Below are 16174 nucleotides of genomic sequence, written 5' to 3' on the forward strand. Positions count from 1 at the left end.
CTGTGCCTCAATGCTGCCCGCCCGCTTGCTCCTGCTTCCAACGCTCCAGGTTCTTCGCCAGCAGCTGCCCAGGCAGCGGGCCAGAGACGATTTCCTTCATTTTTTGCGCCAGTTGCTCACGCAGCCTGGGCTGGTTGCACGGCGATGCATGGGACAGCGCCAGGTACAGACCTTCACTGGACACCGGCGGATCGAGCACCTTCAATTGCTTGTCCATACCCAGCGTGCGCGCCAGCGCCATGCCGGGATACTGCTCATAGATCAGGTAGTCGTTGCGCTTGTGCAGCAGCTTCTCGAACGCCTGCCTGGCACCGGGAACCGCTTCGAGCGTGAGGTTGGCCCTGGCGTAATCGTCGAACTCTTGGCCGTGGCTGTTGCTGACCAGGGTGCCGCCCTTGCGCCCCTTCAGGTCTGACCAGCCACGGTAGGCAAAGGCAGCGTCCTGGCGCACCCAGACAACACTTGGCGTATGCAAGAACGGCGGGCTGATGAAGTCCGCCTCCTGCTGACGCGCCTGGGTCAGGAAGTAACCGGCCATCAAGTCGATACGGCCTTTGCGCACCTGTTCCTGAGCCCGCGACCATGGCCCGCCGTAGACCACCTGCATTTTCACACCGAGCGCCTGGCCCAGGTAGTCAAGCAGGTCGGCGTTGGCACCGATCAGCCGCTGGGGGTCGTTCGGGTCGCGCCACAAGTAAGGGGGATATTCCGGATTGCCGGTGGCCGTCAGTTGCCGACACACATCCTCCGCTGCCCAGGCCTGAGGCAACAGAATCAGGGAAAACGAAAGCAGCAAAGACCGGCCGGACCACCGCTCGACCATCTACAACCCTCGGTGCATGCGGCCTTAGGCGGCCAGCCGTGGTCGCGAAAGGCTGCCACATCCTGTGCACGTCTGCTGTACAGCTGCCCGCATGCTCTACAGAGTCTGGACGAGAATCCGCTGGCTGCCAGAAATTTATCCGGGCATGCGCGCCAAAGACCGCTTGGCGGCCGCCTGGAACACGCCGCGCAGTGCCTTGACTTGCTCTTCGGTGAGCGTTTGCGCGCAGCTCAGCCCCTGCAGGAAGCCTATGCCCCAGTTTTTGGTCTGATCCAGTTGCTGACGGTTTTCCGCTTCGGCGATATCGCCCAGATGCAGCGCGGCGTGGTGTTCGTAACGGTCACCCAGTGCCAACTTGCGCAGTTCACCCAGAGCGACCTTGAATTCAGCGGCGGCAACATCGTCCAGGCCCAGGTGCTCATACTGAAGCAGGCTCAGACGGTCGGTGGCGGTCATCTTCGAATCTCCGTTTCTCTATAAAAGGAGCAGTTGCAGGAAAGTCACCGACCAACCCAGAACGCTTCCAGGCGCCAGGTGATGGTGGTGTGGTAATGAGGGTTGTATACCATAGGTGGGGCCCATCGCCCTAGCGGTGTGCGCCGTCCGGTTGGCTGTAGCCACCAGGGGCGACTACCAGGCCCCTTTCACCGCCAGGGTGATACTCGGCTCGTCGTCGACTTGGTCGAGGGCCGCAACCGGCAGCTATGCTGTCAGATGCAATTCCCATTCAGTGGAGGTGTGTCATGCGTCCGTTCACAGGGAGTTTCCTGCTGGTGCTGCTTTGCGTAGCCCCGGCACTGCAGGCCCAGTCGGTAACCCCATTAAAAGGTCAGAGCAGCCAGCAGATGCAGCTGGATATCAACGAATGCAATACCGTGGCAGCCAACGCCGCGAACAACGCCGCAACCACCTCCAGCTCCAATGTCGGTGGCCGGGTCAAAGGCGCGGCTGTGGGTGCTGCAGCCGGTGCCGCTGGCGCCCAGGTACGCAGCAACCAGCATGAAGCGTTGTCTGACCGGGCCGGCGACGACGCCAAAGAAGAGTATCGGCAGAACCGTGCTGGGGAAGTGGCCGCTGCCGGAGCGGTCGTCGGTGGTTCCCGGCAACGCCAGGATCGCCGCGAGGACCGGCGCACCGAGGATCAGGCACAAAGTTCGGCGCAAGCCAGCGCCTACAGCGGTTGCCTGCAAGGGCGGGGATATCAGGTCAATCCTTGATCTGGGGCTGCCGGTTGGTTGGCAGACGAACATTGCCTAACCAACCGTGCGTCGCTTCACGCACGTGTTTCAACCGGTTTTCACCGCGAAGCGTTACCGACGGCGTTTCCACACTCACCTGCACATCCGTCGGCAACGCCCCCATCAACGCTGCCAGTGGCAACTGCCCCTGCCCCGGCAATAACCGCCCTTCACGCGCCTCCTGGATAATCAATGCCTCAGCCGGCGCAGTGAGCGGCGCATCGCACAGTTGCACCGCTCGCAGGTAGCGCGGGTCGACTTCGGCAAGTGCCGCTACATCCCCGCCCGAACGGAACAGATGCAGCGCATCCACCAGTACCGCGCTGTTGTCCTGCCCAGCCATGTTCAACACAGCCAGCGCCTGCTGCAAGGTCGCCACCGGTCTCCAGCGCATGAACTCCAGGTCTACACGCAAACCATACTCCTTGGCCATTTCACACAGCGCCGCAAAGTTGTGCGCAAGCCGCACACCGTCTTCATCATCCCCGGATACCGTGAGGCTGGTGGCACCCAGTTCAGCGCCTGCCGCCAGCAACATCGCACAATCGCCAACCTGCACCTGCGGCGTCAGCGAGACGAACTCTATGTCGGCAACGCCTACACCCTCACCTGCCATCACAGCCTTCAGTTCCCGTAGCGCCTGGCCACCAACCGCAAGCGGATACGCTTGCGCACCCGGCATCACCGGGTGCAGCCGCAACCCAACAGTGCTGAAACCGGCCCGGCCGGCTTCACGCACCAGCGCTTCAGGCGCAAGGTCCAGCGCTGTCAGGTGGGCAACCCCTAGCGGCTTCAATAAGTCGCCCTCCCGCCACTGAGGTCGAATACGAAGCCTGTGGTAAAGCTGCATTCCGGCCCGGCGATCCAGGCCACCATGTTGGCAATCTCCTCAGCCTTGAGGAAACGCCCCATCGGGATCTTGGCTTTGCTGGCCGCGATATGCTCCGCAGTCATCTCGGCCATCAACGGGGTTTCGACCATCGCCGGGGCGATGCAGTTGAGCGACACGCCATCCTGCGCCAGTTCCTTGGCTGCGGCCTTGGTGAAGGCGATGACCCCGGCCTTGGCAGCCGAGTAGCCGCTTATGTACTGCACGCCATCCTTGCCCGCCATCGACGCCACGTTGACGATCCGCCCATAGCCGCGCTCGCGCATATGCGGGATGGCCGTTCGACAGCAGTAGAAGACGCCGTTCAGGTCGATGGCGATGACCTTGTCCCAGGCTTCTGGCGGGTATTCCCAGGACGGTACCACCGGCCCATTGATGCCAGCGTTGTTGACCAGGATGTCGACCTGCCCCACACGCGCCAGTACGTCAGCGAATGCCGCCTCGACCGAGGCCAGCGAAGCGACATCCACAACCTGGCGCAGCACTGGCTCGAAACCGTTGTCGACGCTGTCCCAGCCATCCACCGCGAGGTCCCAGATCACCACCTGGGCACCGGCGGTGTGCAGCCGTTGGGCGATGGCCAGGCCGATGCCACGCATGCCGCCAGTAACGATTGCAGTTTGTCCTTGCAGGGGTTGGCTCATTGTTCAGCTCCTTTTTCAACACAGGGAATATCCGGCAGGCGACGCAGGTCGCGCACCATGAACAGGTAACACAGCGCGCCCAGCGCGGTGATCGAGGACACGAACACCAGGGCCCAGACGAATGACCCGGTGGCCGTCACGATCAGGCCGATGGTCAACGGGGTAACGATGCCGGCGGCGTTGGCGAACAGGTTGAACAGCCCGCCACTGAGGCCCAGCAAGCCTTTGGGCGCGATGTCGGAAACGATCATCCAGGCCAGGGCCGACATACCCTGGGCGAAATAGGCAATACAGAGGATGGCGATGACCAGCACGTCCGACTCGACATAGTTGGCCAGGACAATGACCGACGCGGTCAGCAGGCCGGCGATCACCGGTAGCTTGCGCGCCACATTCAGCGAGTAGCCGCGGCGCAGCAAGGCATCGGAGAGCCAGCCGCCGACCAGCGTGCCCAACGAAGCGGCGATGAACGGCAGCACCGCCACCCAGCCGACCTTGAGCCACGGCATATGCCGCTCGGTGACCAGGTAGGTCGGGAACCAGGTGAGGAAGAACACGTTGGTCGAGTTGCAGGCGAACTGCCCCAGGCAGATACCGAGCATGTTGCGGTGCTTGAGCAGCGCCGGGATCTGTGACCACTGGAAGACCGTGGCTTTCTGGCCACCATCGACCACGCCACCGCCGGCAGCGATATGGTCCAGCTCTGCCTGGTTGGCGGTGGTCGACTGGTGTGGCTCATGGTATTTGCGCCACCAGACCAGCCCATAGAGCACGCCCATCAGACCGACCGCCATCAGCAGAAAGCGCCAGCCATAGGCGTGCAAGACCCAAAACAGCAACGGTGTCAGGAACGCGAGGCCGGTGTACTCGGCAAAGGTGTAGATACCCGTCGCCCTGGCCCGCTCGCTTTGCGGGAACCAGGTCGCCACCACGCGGCTGTTGGTGGGGAAGCACGGCGCTTCTGTCACACCGACCAGAAAGCGCATGCCCAGCAAGGACAAAAAGCCCTGGGCCAGGCCCTGCAGGCCGGTGAACAGCGACCACAACGTCAGCGCCAGCCAATAGGTGAGCTTGGTGCCCAGCCGGTCGATCAGTATGCCGCCGGGGATCTGCGCAGCAGCGTAGGTCCATGAGAACGCCGAGAAAATCACCCCCATCATCGCCGCATTCAGCCCCAGATCGGCGCTGATGCTTGGCGCGGCGATGCCCATGACGCTGCGGTCCAGGTAGTTGATCATGGTGCCGCCAGAGATCAGCGCCAGAATCATGAAACGGGTACGGGTACGTTGCTGCTGGCGCGCAGGCGTGTCGAACACCCCGGCGCCGCTAGGCTGATCAGCATTCATGACAATTGCTCTCTTGTTATTGGAATGGCGAATGCGCAGGCGTCAGGCAAACCCGAACAGGCGCCTGGGGGTATCCCACATGATGGTTCGCCGCAGGTGCGGGTCTGGCATCAGGCGCTCGGCCAACTTCAGCAAGGGGCCGTAGTCCACCCGGGTTTGCTGGCGGATGAACGGCCAGTCCGAACCCCATACACAGGCTTGCGGGCCAAAAGCGTTGATCAACTCGTGCACGTAGGCGCTGCTCTGCTCATGCAGGGCAGCAACAGCGGCGAATTTCTGCATACCCGAGAGCTTCACGCTGGCCCGCCCATGCCGGGCCAGCCTGAGCAGTGCCTGGAAGCCGGCCTGTTGGGTACCGGCCGCCGCATCCGGGCGCCCGCAATGGTCTATCAATACCCGCACCGCACTGCGCTCGATCAGGCCGAGCAATTCGACGAGCTGGTCTTCGCACACCTGGATCTGGGCGAACAGGCCAAGTTCGGCAAGCTTGCCGAACAACGGCCCGACGTCATGCAGGCTCGCCACGCCATACATCGCCGGGTTGAAGGCCACACCGACCACGCCCTGCTCACGCAGCGCGGCCAGTTGCTCGAGGCTGATGTGACGATCGACGACCGCTATGCCCTTGAAACGCCCCTGACCGCTGGCCAAGGCATGCAGCAGGCAGCGGTTGTCAGTGTGGTAGCCACTGTTGGGCCCCACCAACAAGGCATGACGCACGCCATAGGCATCCATCACCTGGTTGAACTGCTCCAGCGGCGCGACCTCCTGACCGGACGGTGTGTACGGCGCATCGGGGTGGTAAGCGAAGCGTGCAGGGTCAAACAAATGGTTATGGCAATCGATCTTCGGTTCATCAAAGATGTTCAAAGGCGGTTCCTTCAAGCGCCACTGCGCTTGCCTGCAGATCTTGTTATTGTTCGCCACCAGGGGCGATTTTCCTGGGTTCACGATACTGCGGGCGTAGCGATAGCGCTCATACACAGATGGCGAATACCATAACCTAAGGTAATACTCATGCTTCCCGGCAAAGAAGGCCGCGACGCCAGTGCACTGGTGTTCAAACTGCGGCACATGGAGGTGTTCAGGGCGGTGATGCTGACCGGCTCGATCAGCGCCGCCGCGAAGATGCTCTACGTCTCGCAGCCGGCGGTGAGCAAGCTCATCGGCTACATCGAGGGGCGGCTGGCCTACCGCCTGTTCGAGCGCATCAACAACCGCCTGGTACCCACCGCCGAGGCGCAGATCCTGTTCCGTGAGGTCGAACGGGTGTATCAGGCGGCGTTGCAGGTCAATGAGTGCGCAGTGGGGCTGGCCACCGGCACCCACCGCAAGCTGCGGATTTCCTGCAGCGCCTCGTTGTCGACGGTGGTGATCCCGATCGCCCTGGCCCAGCTCAAGCGTGAGGCGCCCGCACTGCAGATCGAATGGCAGACCTCGCTGATGGGCGAGATGCCCAACCAGATCCTGTCAAAAAAGGTCGACCTGTCGATCGCCGCCCTGCCGGTGGTGCACGATCATTTGCATTCCCAGGCCTTCATGCGTGGGCGCATGGTCGTTGCAATGCCCGTCGATTACCCCCTGGCACAGCAGCCCTCACTGACCCTGCAGCAGCTGGAAGGCCACCCGCTGTTACTGTTCCGTCCGGATATGCCGTTCGGCAAGCTGCTGGCCGAGGAGATAGCGCGCCGCGGCCTTCACCTGGACTCGCTGTTGTCGTTCACCAATGCCAACGAAGCCGTGGCACTGGTCAAGCAAGGCATGGGTATCACCTTGATCGATGAGTTCGTGGCACAGGACAGCGGCCTGGCCGTAGTGCGCTTGGCTGACGAAATTCACTTCGATATCAGCTTCGTCCATTCGCGCTTTGAACCGCCGTCGCAGGCGGCGCTGCACCTGATGCGCGTGCTGCATGGCCAGGCGCTCAAGCTGGGGCGGCAGATCCCCGGGTTCGAGTTGCCCAGCATATGAAGCCAGCGGGTCTGGGTTTACCTTCACTGCCAGATTGGATCCGCAGGCTGGAAAACGCTAACCTTGCACCGCCGCGCAGCGCGTGACGGTGCGCAGGCCTACCCATGCACTCAGGAGATTCACCGACATGAACGTCTCATTCCAGCCCCGCTGGCTGCTCGCCCTCGCCCTGCCCCTGGTACTCGCCGCCTGCGGCGACAGCGAACCCAAGCAACGTGCCGCCTTCAGCGAATTCCTGCAGACCCGTATCGTCGACAAGCCAGGGGTGCATGTGCCCAAGCTGAGCGCAGACGAAACCAAGGCTTTTGGCCCCTACAGCGATCACTATGCAGTCATCACCCAGTTCAACGGCGCGATGGATGCCGCCGTGCAGCCTCTGGGTAACCTGCTGCAAAAAGGCGCGGTTCGCTCGCTCAATGATGTCACTGCCCGCCGTGACGACATAAAAGCGGTGCAGACCGGCCTGAACGACATGGGCAAGCAGTTGCAGGAGCAAAAGGCCAAGGCGGACACCGCCCATGCCCAGCTCAAGCAGCCGCAAGACCTCAAGGTGGTTTACGACAAGGCCTTTGAGCGCACCGTCAGCGTCCCGGCCGACACCTTCCTGGACGTGCTGCCGCAAATCAACGGCACCCTGGACAGCAGCCTGAAGGTGGCCGACTACGTGGATGCGCACAAGGAAAAGATAGAAATCAACGGGGCCATCGTGAAGGTGTCCGACCCGACCGTTCAGGCTGAGTTGAATGCCTTGCTGGCGGACCTGAACAACCAGGCCAAGACCGTGCAGCAGGCGCAGGCAAGGCTGAAGACGGTGATGCTCGGGCGCTAGTCGGCTGCGATTGAGGCGGCGGGTGAGGGTTTGCTCATACCCGCTGCGGCAATTGGATGTTCACCCGCAATCCCCCTCCCTCTCCCGCCTGGGCGGTGATCGTGCCCTGATGCAGCGCGATTGCCCGACGGGCGATGGCCAAGCCCAGGCCAAAGCCATCGCTGCCGCTGTCCATACCCCGGTCGAACGGCTCGAAAATGCTCTGCAGGCGCGCCGGGTCCACACCTGGCCCTTGGTCGATGATGGTCACTTCCAGCTGTTCACCGTCGTCGGCCAGCAGCGCCAGCACCCGTACTTCGGTACCCGCAGCGGTGTAACGCACGGCATTGCGCACCACGTTCTCAAAGGCGCGATACAGCAGCTCCTCATGCCCGCGGGTAAAAAATGCGTCATCCGCGCTCAGCGAAACCTGGCATTGCTTCATGCCGGCCTCGAAACGGGCATCTTCGACTATTTGCGCCAGCAACTCGACCACATCCAGCGCTTCGCAATTGCCATCGCACGGCTGTGACTGGGCACGCGCCAGGGTCAGCAGTTGCTCGATCAGGTCATCCATGCGCCGTGATTCGCGCTCGATGCGTTCAAGCATTTCACCGCGGTCCGGCTGCTGGCGTATCAGGCCGATGGCCGCGTGCATACGGGTCAAAGGCGAGCGCAGCTCGTGAGAAATATCATGCAGCAGTTGCTGCTGGGCCTCGACCAGCGCCTTGAGCTGGCTGGCCATGCGGTCGCAGTCCTCGGCAAGGTCGACGATCTCGTCGCGGCGCTTGCCCAGGCGTGGCTTGACGCGCACTTCGAACCGGCCCTGGGCGACCTGCCCCATGGCCTCGCGCAGCCAGGTCAAGGGCCTGGTCAGGTACAGGCTACACAGCAAGGCAAACAACGCGCTCATCAACGTACCGGTGAGGAGCGGGCCCATGCCGCGGGGGCGCGGCGCCTCGTCAAGGGAGGTTGCCACCGAAGCGCGCAGCACCAGGGCCTGGCCGCCCTGGTCGAGCAGCGCCCGTTCGAAACGAGGCATGGCCACAGCCCTGCCGGCCAGCAAGTGGCCGGTGCCGTCATACAGCCCCACCTGCACACCTTCTGGCTGGGGCGAAACCTGCAACAGCTGGCGGCCGGCCTGCTCGCCGTAGCGGTGCAACATGTTCAGCTCGGTAACCAGCAGCGAACGCAGCGCCGGGGTGTCGCCACGCAGGTCGTCGAGCATGAAGGCCCCCGCGCCCACCAGGAACGTCAGGCTATTGGCCAGCCAGAAGGCCAGAAACAGCTTCCAGAACAGGCGCCGACGCATCATTCGACGATCAGCATGTAGCCCATGCCCCGTACGCTCTGGATCCAGCTGCTGCCGTCGGCGCGTGGGCCGAGCTTCTGACGGATGCTGCTGATGTGCACATCGATGCGTCGATCGTAACGGGTCAGCGGGCGGCCCAGGGCATTGAGCGACAGGTCTTGCTTGCTCACCAGTTGGCCCGCCTGGCGAGCCAACGCTTCGAGCAGGCTGAATTCAGTCCCGGTCAGTTCCAAAGGAGCAGCGGCCCACTGGGCCTTGCGGCGCCCTGGCCACAACGTCAGCGCCCCACTGCCGATGGCTTCGCCAGCCTGGCTTTCAGCCAATGCGTGCGGTTGCACCCGGCGCAGGATCGCGCGCAAGCGCGCCACCAGTTCGCCCGGGGAGCTGGGCTTGGGCACGTAGTCATCGGCACCCAGCTCCAGGCCGGCAATGCGGTCGATGTTGTCACCACGGGCGGTGAGCAACAGCACCGGAACCTGGCTACGCGCACGAATGCGCCGCAACACTTCGATCCCTGAGATGCCCGGCAGCATCACATCCAGCACCACGATGCGAAAAGCCCCACTCAAGGCTTTGGTCTCGCCCTCTTCGCCGCTAGCCACGGCGGTCGCCTGGAAACCTTCGCGGGCCAGGTAAAGGGCAAGCATTTCGGTGAGTTCGCGGTCGTCATCGACCAACAGCACAGGAATCATGGTGGGTACGCTTAGGCAGGGGTTACAAAGCGCTCATGATCGCCCTGCCGCGCCAGGCTGTCACCGCAAGCTGGGCGAACTTTACACATCTTTACCCTGGGTTAACCGCGCCAAACACAGCCCGCCCTTATCCTCATCGCCCGCTTGCCTGGCAGCCGCCGCGCGCCTTCGCCGAGCCTGCTCAGCCACCCTTACGCCCGCCTGGAACCCCCGATGAACTACCCGCGTCTGTTGCTCTCCATCCTGCTGCTACAAGCCTGCGTGGCCCAGGCGGCGCCGTTCAGGATCGCCGACATCAGGGTCAACGGCCTGCAGCGGGTATCCGCCGGCAGCGTTTTCGGTGCCTTGCCCCTGAACGTGGGCGATCAGGCCGATGACCGGCGCCTGGTGGAGTCCACCCGTTCGCTGTTCAAGACCGGCTTCTTCCAGGATATCCAGCTGAACCGCGACGGCGATGTCCTGATCATCAACGTGGTCGAGCGCCCGTCGGTGTCGAGCATCGAGATCGAAGGCAACAAGGCGATCAGCACCGAAGACCTGATGAAGGGCCTGAAACAGTCGGGCCTGGCCGAAGGCGAGATCTTCCAGCGTGCCACCCTCGAAGGCGTGCGTAACGAACTGCAGCGCCAGTACGTGGCCCAGGGCCGCTACTCGGCCGAGGTCGACGCCGAGGTGGTGCCGCAGCCGCGCAACCGGGTTGCCCTGAAGATCAAGATCAACGAAGGCACCGTCGCTGCCATCCAGCACATCAACGTCGTCGGCAACACCGTGTTCGACGATGAAGAACTGGCGCAGCTGTTCGAGCTCAAGACCACCAACTGGCTGTCGTTCTTCAAGAACGACGACAAGTACGCCCGCGAAAAACTTTCCGGTGACCTGGAGCGCCTGCGTTCCTACTACTTGGACCGCGGCTACATCAACATGGACATCGCTTCCACCCAGGTGTCGATCACCCCGGACAAGAAGCACGTCTACATCACCGTCAACGTCAACGAAGGCGAGAAGTACACCGTTCGTGACGTGAAGCTGTCGGGCGACCTGAAGGTGCCGGAAGACCAGGTCAAGTCGCTGCTGCTGGTGCAGCCGGGCCAGGTGTTCTCGCGCAAGGTGATGACCACCACGTCCGAGCTGATCACCCGCCGCCTTGGTAACGAAGGCTATACCTTCGCCAACGTCAACGGCGTGCCACAGCCCAATGACGAAGACCACACGGTCGACATCATGTTCGTGGTCGACCCGGGCAAGCGTGCCTACGTCAACCGCATCAACTACCGCGGCAACACCAAGACCGAAGACGAAGTGCTGCGCCGCGAAATGCGCCAGATGGAAGGCGGCTGGGCTTCGACCTACCTGATCGACCAGTCCAAGACCCGCCTGGAGCGCCTGGGCTTCTTCAAGGAAGTCAACGTCGAGACCCCGCCAGTGCCGGGCACCGACGACCAGGTCGACGTCAACTACAGCGTCGAAGAGCAGGCATCCGGCTCGATCACCGCCAGCGTGGGCTTCGCCCAGAGCGCCGGCCTGATCCTGGGCGGCTCGATCAGCCAGACCAACTTCCTCGGTACCGGTAACAAGGTGTCCATCGGCCTGACCCGTTCGCAATACCAGACCAAGTACAACTTCGGCTTCACCAACCCGTACTTCACCGAAGATGGCGTGAGCCTGGGCTACAACCTGTTCTACAGCAGCACCGACTACAGCGATTACTACGATGACGGCGTTTCCTACTACGCCATCAACAGCTATGGCGCGGGCGTGAGCCTGGGCTACCCGATCAGCGAAACGTCGCGCCTGACCTACGGCCTGACCCTGCAACACGATGACATCTCCCCCGGCACCTATAGCGCCGACGAGATCTATGACTTCATCCAGCGCGAGGGCGAAAGTTTCAACAACCTCAAGGCTTCGATCGGCTGGTCCGAGTCGACCTTGAACAAGGGGGTGCTGGCGACCCGTGGCCACTCACAGAGCCTGACGCTGATGGCCACCACGCCAGGCAGCGACCTGTCCTTCTACAAGCTCGACTACAGCGGCCAGACCTACCTGCCGCTGAGCGAACGCACCACATTGCGCCTGCATACCAGCCTGGGCTACGGGGATGGCTACGGCTCCACCGAGGGCCTGCCCTTCTATGAGAACTACACAGCCGGTGGCCAGGGTTCGGTACGCGGCTTCAAGGATGGCTCGCTGGGCCCGCGCAATACGCCGGCGACCGGTACCTATGCAAGTGCCGGTCAAGCCTATTACTCCGACCGCGATACCGATGCACTGGGCGGCAACATCCTGGTGACCGGCGGCGCCGAGTACATCTTCCCGATGCCCTTCATCAAAGACCAGCGCCAGCTGCGCAGCTCGGTGTTCGTGGACGCGGGCAACGTGTTTTCCGACACGTGCTACCTGTCCACCACGCAGGGTTGCGGCAGTGTGGGCCTTGACCAGCTGGCGGTGTCGCTGGGCGTCGGCGTGACTTGGTACAGCCCCATGGGGCCGCTGACGTTCAGCCTTGCCACACCGGTAAAGAAGCCGGAGAACGCCGAGACGCAGATATTCCAGTTCTCGCTGGGGCAGACCTTCTGACTTATCCAGGAGCGGGTTGTGTCGTGCCGGCAGCGGTCGCGAGCAGGCCGCTTCACGGGAAGCGGGTCTTACCCGCTTTTACCCCGGCTTAACCCAAGTTGACAGTCCGTTTGCCTAAGCTGACTCCCCCTAGAACTCGCCTGGCAGGTACCCCTTCATGCTGCAAGAACAACTACCCACCCCGCTGCTGGAGCAGGTGCAGCAACGCCTGGCCAGGTTGCTCGGCCCAAGCTGCATCGTGACGCTGGCCAGCAGCGAAAACGACCAGGGCGTGAGCCACTACCATCTGGCGATCCAGCACGAAGGTCATGGAATATCCCTGGAAGACAGCGGCATCATCAGCGCAGATTTCGCCGATCGCCTGCTTGCCATGGTCGGCCAGGTAAGCACCTTGCTCGATTCAGAAACACTCAAGCGCATGGCCAGCGCTGAGCCATCGCGCCCGCTCGTGTGGATCAGCGACCGGTCAGGACCGTGTCAGACGCAACCTTCGGCCAGCACCTGAGCCCGGGTGATGACATTACCGAAGTGATGCTTCCACAGCTCGATGCCCATTTTCCCTGAACGATCCAGGGAAGACCCCACCGTCAGGTCGGTAATCAACGTCGGCATGAGCCCTTCGTCGAACAGGGCAAAGCCGGCGGCAAGCACGCACGTCTCGGTCTGCAACCCGCAGACCAACACCCGCTCCGCGCCCAGCCCCCTGATGTACTCGATGGTCTCGGCAGTCTGCCTGTAACCCTGTTTGACAAAGACCTTGTCAGCCTCGACCAGGCACTCGTCTTCTGCTGCAGGGTGCCAGCCAAGCTGCCGCTCGAACGGCGTGACCTGTTCATCATGCAACTGGAGCGAGGCAATGGTCGGGATCGTCGCAGACAACGCGCGCACACCATCGACCAGCCACTCGGGCGGGCTGAAGGTGGACTGTACATCGACGATGAGTAAAACCTGCCGCATGGCTGTCTCCGGGGCGCTGGCAAAGGTACGGAGTATACCGTTGCTGGTGGCCGATGACGCCCTTGAACCAGCACCCCGCGTTGCACCACTGATGAGTCAAGTTGCGGTTTTCTAGAACTTTTTTCGGTTTGAAGGTCTATGTGAACAGGCAGATGAAGATTGCCGGCTCCCTCAGGGTTTGCCCGCGACGTCATGGCCCAACGTCCCAATGTCTATCAGAGGTTGTCTTCGCTCATGAAAATCCATGTCCCACGGATAGTGCTCCTGGGCCTGTTCGCGTTCGCGGCAATGGGCTCGGCATCTGCAACACCGGCGAAGGCGTCAATGCCGCTGCTCGCAACCAAGGCCACCTCTTCTCAGGCCCACATCGAGGGCGCCAACAGCCCTTGGCCGAGCCTGGCGAGCGTAGCAGCCGCGCAACCCGCTACGCTGCTTGCCCATGATGACCGTTACCGGCGCGACGGCCACTGGCACGACCGTAGAGACGACTGGCGTCGTGACCAATGGCGGCGCGACCAATGGCGCCGTGAGCAGGCGCGCCGTGAAGCGGAACGCCGCCGCGACTGGCAGCGCCGCCATGAGCGGGCCATGCACCACCGCTACGAAGCCGATCACCACTACTATCGCCGCTGATTCTGGTTGGAATCAAAGCCTCACGGGTCTTTCGTGCAGCCTGGTCCCGAGCACCACGCCTTGAGATTTGAGATTTATCAACAGTTCAAGTCCCAAGGTTTCAATGGTGCCCGGTTCGATGCCGGCACGTGCTGCCAACCCCGCCAGGTGTTCACGCCCGCTCACTTGCCTTTCCTGCAAAGACACCAGCAACGCATGGGCCAGCGGCGCAAGGCGCGAGAAATGCACCTTGTGGTCTGCGCCGCGGCAGGCCAACAGAAGGGTCGGCGTTGTCGGCACCTGCGGTGGAATACGCCCAGGGCCGATATGGCTGACCGGCCACGCGTAGGCAAGTGGCGCAGCAAGGCAGGACAATAACGGTACGCCCTGAAGCAGGTCACCGTTCGGGTCATGCGCCAGCTCTGTGCCATCACTGAGCATCAGCACCGTCTCGATCCATTCATAATGGGCCAGTTCGGCCACCCAGCCCGGCTGGTCGGCACGGTTTTGCAGGTATTCGACCAGCTCGCCAGCCACTTCGGTGAACAGCGGCGTCTGGCAGCGATGGTTGGCGTAGAAGCTTTCAATCAGCGCCAGCCACCGCTCAGGTCCCAGGCTAGCCTGCAGCACCGGAAAGCTGCCGGCCAGCAGCGACTGCACATTGCCGAAGAACAGCCGCCGATACACCGCCAGGCGCCGCGCCTCGATGCCCGGTGGCGGCGGGTTGGACTGCGGGTCACGGATGAACCGGGCCATCCGCATCTGCTGCTCGCGCAAGGTATCAGCCATGGCGCACCTGCGGCGCGCTTGCAGCGGTTTGCAGGTCGCGAATGTAATCCACCTCAAGCAACAGTTCGGCCAGCGGCGGCAGGTTGAAATCGCGCTCCAGCAGGGTCGGTACAGCACCCAAATGCTCATAGGCACGGGCCAGCAAGCGCCACACCTCCTCCTTCACGCTCGCACCGTGGGTATCGATCTTCAGATCCGGTGCTTCATCGTAGTGCCCGGCCACGTGCAGGCACACCACCCGCTCGGCCGGCACGCGGGCGAGGAAATCGGCAGCGTCATAGCGGTGGTTGCAGGCATTGACGATCAGGTTGTTGATGTCAAGCAACAGGTCGCAGCCGGCTTCTTCGAGCACGGCGCTCAGGAACTCGATTTCGCTCATCGCCTGGTACGGTGCAGCGTAATAGGAGATGTTTTCCACCGCGATGCGGCGCCCGAGCGCGTCCTGCACCTGATGGATGCGCTCAGCGGTATGGCGCACGGCTTCGTCGGTGAAGGGCATGGGCATCAGGTCGTAGAGATGACCGTCATCGCTACAGTAGCTCAGGTGCTCGCTGAACAGTGGCACGCGATAACGGTCGAGAAAATCGCGGATCTGCCGTAGAAAAGCGCGATCCAGAGGCTCAGGCCCGCCCAACGACAGGGACAAACCATGACAAGCCAGCGGGAAACGCTCAGCCAGGCGCTCCAAGCCTTTGCCATAACTGCCGCCTACACCGATCCAGTTGTCAGGGGCGCATTCGAGAAAGTCCACGGCACCGGGGGCCATGGTCAGCAACTCAGGCAGCAGCGCCCGGCGCAGACCAAGGCCGGCGCCTTGCAAGGGAAGGGATGTGCTCATGGCGTGCTCCTTGAAGCGACCACCCTCCCGGGCCTATCAGCGCAGGGAGGATAGCGCTGGTGGTCAGTTCTGGCCTGGCTCAGTCAGCTACAGATGGGGCGCGCGAGGCATCGCCACACTTGCCCTCACCACACTTGCCTTCGGCCTGGGTAGCCTTGGCCTTGGCATCGCTGGCGCCACATTTGCCCTCGCCGCATTTACCTTCGGTCTGGGTGGCCTTGGCATGGGCGCTGTCGGCGCCGCACTTGCCCTCGCCACATTTGCCCTCCCCGGCCTTTTCGGCAGCAGCGAGCTGGTAACCCTGCGGCAGTGCTTCGACAGCAAAGGCCGATGCGGTCAGGTTGATGCCGCCCACCAGTGCGATGCTGAGCAGGCCAAGGCGGGTCTTGTTGGGGAACTGGATACGGGACATGGTGCTTCTCCGGATAGGTGCGCGGCCGAGCCGCGCGGTCATGCCTCAAGGGCGATTGCGCCAGAACTACAGGCCGTCGGGCTGTTCATTCGGGTTGGCTCATTTGGCCTGAGGCATGTATCCGTGACGTATCGGCAGAACGAGGCATTTGTAAGCAAGTGGCTTGGCAAAGCGCCTTGATACAGAGTGATACACAGGCGTGTCTGCCAAAGCGAAACCGACAGGCCGCGTCAGGCCTCACAACACCCATCATCGAGTGCCTCTAT

General features: G+C 62.6%; 17 protein-coding genes and 1 pseudogene. 6 read left to right on the forward strand and 12 right to left on the reverse strand.

Going from position 1 to position 16174, the window contains the following annotated elements; translation table 11 throughout:
* Window positions 1-7: 7 nt before the first annotated feature.
* Window positions 8-823 (reverse strand): transporter substrate-binding domain-containing protein, encoded by an 816-nt coding sequence (locus JOE27_RS04915; protein WP_119687109.1) that lies wholly within the window; start codon window positions 821-823, stop codon window positions 8-10.
* Window positions 824-958: 135 nt separating this feature from the next.
* The gene (locus JOE27_RS04920; RefSeq protein WP_046786060.1) at window positions 959-1279 is read right to left on the reverse strand and encodes a hypothetical protein; all 321 of its coding nucleotides are present in this window, start codon (window positions 1277-1279) and stop codon (window positions 959-961) included.
* Window positions 1280-1566: 287 nt separating this feature from the next.
* Here JOE27_RS04920 and JOE27_RS04925 point away from each other — a divergent pair, with 287 nt between their 5' ends.
* Window positions 1567-2040 (forward strand): YMGG-like glycine zipper-containing protein, encoded by a 474-nt coding sequence (locus JOE27_RS04925; RefSeq protein ID WP_204918090.1) that lies wholly within the window; start codon window positions 1567-1569, stop codon window positions 2038-2040.
* On the opposite strand, the gene JOE27_RS04930 is transcribed toward JOE27_RS04925, so the two are convergent.
* From JOE27_RS04930 to JOE27_RS04945, 4 genes are read right to left on the reverse strand one after another with little or no spacing between them, the layout of a single operon-like run.
* Window positions 2030-2857 carry a sugar phosphate isomerase/epimerase gene (locus tag JOE27_RS04930; RefSeq protein WP_115274660.1) on the reverse strand — a complete coding sequence of 276 codons (828 nt, stop codon included), beginning with the start codon at window positions 2855-2857 and terminating at the stop codon, window positions 2030-2032. The two genes, JOE27_RS04925 and JOE27_RS04930, sit on opposite strands and share 11 nt — an antisense overlap.
* Window positions 2854-3594, reverse strand: a complete 741-nt coding sequence (locus JOE27_RS04935; RefSeq protein ID WP_115274659.1) for an SDR family NAD(P)-dependent oxidoreductase — start codon at window positions 3592-3594, stop codon at window positions 2854-2856. The genes JOE27_RS04930 and JOE27_RS04935 overlap by 4 nt, the downstream gene beginning before the upstream one ends.
* Entirely contained in the window at window positions 3591-4940 is a 1350-nt protein-coding gene (locus JOE27_RS04940) for an MFS transporter (protein ID WP_204918093.1), read from the reverse strand. The genes JOE27_RS04935 and JOE27_RS04940 overlap by 4 nt, the downstream gene beginning before the upstream one ends.
* 42 nt (window positions 4941-4982) lie before the next feature.
* Entirely contained in the window at window positions 4983-5810 is an 828-nt protein-coding gene (locus JOE27_RS04945; RefSeq protein ID WP_204918095.1) for an amidohydrolase family protein, read from the reverse strand.
* A gap of 147 nt (window positions 5811-5957) precedes the next feature.
* Here JOE27_RS04945 and JOE27_RS04950 point away from each other — a divergent pair, with 147 nt between their 5' ends.
* Window positions 5958-6911, forward strand: a complete 954-nt coding sequence (locus tag JOE27_RS04950) for a LysR family transcriptional regulator (RefSeq protein WP_204918097.1) — start codon at window positions 5958-5960, stop codon at window positions 6909-6911.
* Between the two features lie 127 nt (window positions 6912-7038).
* Window positions 7039-7740, forward strand: coding sequence for a DUF3053 domain-containing protein (locus tag JOE27_RS04955; protein ID WP_119687114.1), 702 nt, complete (start codon window positions 7039-7041; stop codon window positions 7738-7740).
* A gap of 34 nt (window positions 7741-7774) precedes the next feature.
* Here the strand turns inward: JOE27_RS04955 and JOE27_RS04960 are convergent, their stop codons facing one another.
* Together JOE27_RS04960 and JOE27_RS04965 are read right to left on the reverse strand one after the other, a co-directional pair.
* Window positions 7775-9034: an ATP-binding protein gene (locus JOE27_RS04960; protein ID WP_125924894.1), complete on the reverse strand. Its 1260-nt coding sequence runs from the start codon at window positions 9032-9034 to the stop codon at window positions 7775-7777.
* The gene (locus JOE27_RS04965; RefSeq protein ID WP_119687116.1) at window positions 9031-9723 is read right to left on the reverse strand and encodes a response regulator transcription factor; all 693 of its coding nucleotides are present in this window, start codon (window positions 9721-9723) and stop codon (window positions 9031-9033) included. Before JOE27_RS04965 ends, JOE27_RS04960 begins: the two co-directional genes overlap by 4 nt.
* Before the next feature lie 213 nt (window positions 9724-9936).
* On the opposite strand from JOE27_RS04965, the gene bamA reads away from it, so the two are divergent.
* Both bamA and JOE27_RS04975 read left to right on the forward strand, forming a co-directional pair.
* Entirely contained in the window at window positions 9937-12300 is a 2364-nt protein-coding gene (bamA, locus tag JOE27_RS04970) for an outer membrane protein assembly factor BamA (RefSeq protein WP_196914403.1), read from the forward strand.
* 157 nt (window positions 12301-12457) lie between these two features.
* Window positions 12458-12805: a hypothetical protein gene (locus tag JOE27_RS04975; protein WP_046786050.1), complete on the forward strand. Its 348-nt coding sequence runs from the start codon at window positions 12458-12460 to the stop codon at window positions 12803-12805.
* Here JOE27_RS04975 and JOE27_RS04980 read toward each other — a convergent pair.
* A complete protein-coding gene (locus JOE27_RS04980) occupies window positions 12778-13257 on the reverse strand; it encodes an isochorismatase family protein (RefSeq protein WP_046786049.1) in 480 nt (159 codons plus the stop codon). The genes JOE27_RS04975 and JOE27_RS04980 overlap by 28 nt on opposite strands.
* 324 nt (window positions 13258-13581) lie before the next feature.
* Between JOE27_RS04980 and JOE27_RS04985 the strand changes: the two genes are divergently transcribed.
* Complete coding sequence (locus JOE27_RS04985) at window positions 13582-13890, forward strand: hypothetical protein (RefSeq protein WP_348632612.1); 309 nt, start codon at window positions 13582-13584, stop codon at window positions 13888-13890.
* 12 nt (window positions 13891-13902) lie between these two features.
* Here JOE27_RS04985 and JOE27_RS04990 read toward each other — a convergent pair whose 3' ends face one another.
* The 3 genes and pseudogenes from JOE27_RS04990 to JOE27_RS05000 form a co-directional block, all read right to left on the reverse strand.
* Entirely contained in the window at window positions 13903-14658 is a 756-nt protein-coding gene (locus JOE27_RS04990; protein ID WP_204918102.1) for a putative DNA-binding domain-containing protein, read from the reverse strand.
* Window positions 14651-15496, reverse strand: coding sequence for a DUF692 domain-containing protein (locus JOE27_RS04995; RefSeq protein WP_204918105.1), 846 nt, complete (start codon window positions 15494-15496; stop codon window positions 14651-14653). The genes JOE27_RS04990 and JOE27_RS04995 overlap by 8 nt, the downstream gene beginning before the upstream one ends.
* 91 nt (window positions 15497-15587) lie before the next feature.
* Window positions 15588-15908 (reverse strand): annotated as a pseudogene (locus JOE27_RS05000) (hypothetical protein); the annotation flags it as partial.
* Between the last annotated feature and the right edge of the window lie 266 nt (window positions 15909-16174).

It is taken from the genome of Pseudomonas sp. M5 (assembly GCF_016907075.1).
Lineage (GTDB): Bacteria > Pseudomonadota > Gammaproteobacteria > Pseudomonadales > Pseudomonadaceae > Aquipseudomonas > Aquipseudomonas putida_E.

Bases quoted from the DNA above. Each gene is read 5' to 3' on its own strand.
- bamA (WP_196914403.1), top strand. From the start codon at position 9,937: ATGAACTACCCGCGTCTGTTGCTCTCCATCCTGCTGCTACAAGCCTGC.
- JOE27_RS04925 (WP_204918090.1), top strand. From the start codon at position 1,567: ATGCGTCCGTTCACAGGGAGTTTCCTGCTGGTGCTGCTTTGCGTAGCC.
- JOE27_RS04990 (WP_204918102.1), bottom strand. From the start codon at position 14,658: ATGGCTGATACCTTGCGCGAGCAGCAGATGCGGATGGCCCGGTTCATC.
- JOE27_RS04955 (WP_119687114.1), top strand. From the start codon at position 7,039: ATGAACGTCTCATTCCAGCCCCGCTGGCTGCTCGCCCTCGCCCTGCCC.
- JOE27_RS04920 (WP_046786060.1), bottom strand. From the start codon at position 1,279: ATGACCGCCACCGACCGTCTGAGCCTGCTTCAGTATGAGCACCTGGGC.
- JOE27_RS04965 (WP_119687116.1), bottom strand. From the start codon at position 9,723: ATGATTCCTGTGCTGTTGGTCGATGACGACCGCGAACTCACCGAAATG.
- JOE27_RS04975 (WP_046786050.1), top strand. From the start codon at position 12,458: ATGCTGCAAGAACAACTACCCACCCCGCTGCTGGAGCAGGTGCAGCAA.
- JOE27_RS04980 (WP_046786049.1), bottom strand. From the start codon at position 13,257: ATGCGGCAGGTTTTACTCATCGTCGATGTACAGTCCACCTTCAGCCCG.
- JOE27_RS04940 (WP_204918093.1), bottom strand. From the start codon at position 4,940: ATGAATGCTGATCAGCCTAGCGGCGCCGGGGTGTTCGACACGCCTGCG.
- JOE27_RS04935 (WP_115274659.1), bottom strand. From the start codon at position 3,594: ATGAGCCAACCCCTGCAAGGACAAACTGCAATCGTTACTGGCGGCATG.
- JOE27_RS04960 (WP_125924894.1), bottom strand. From the start codon at position 9,034: ATGATGCGTCGGCGCCTGTTCTGGAAGCTGTTTCTGGCCTTCTGGCTG.
- JOE27_RS04995 (WP_204918105.1), bottom strand. From the start codon at position 15,496: ATGAGCACATCCCTTCCCTTGCAAGGCGCCGGCCTTGGTCTGCGCCGG.
- JOE27_RS04985 (WP_348632612.1), top strand. From the start codon at position 13,582: ATGCCGCTGCTCGCAACCAAGGCCACCTCTTCTCAGGCCCACATCGAG.
- JOE27_RS04950 (WP_204918097.1), top strand. From the start codon at position 5,958: ATGCTTCCCGGCAAAGAAGGCCGCGACGCCAGTGCACTGGTGTTCAAA.
- JOE27_RS04915 (WP_119687109.1), bottom strand. From the start codon at position 823: ATGGTCGAGCGGTGGTCCGGCCGGTCTTTGCTGCTTTCGTTTTCCCTG.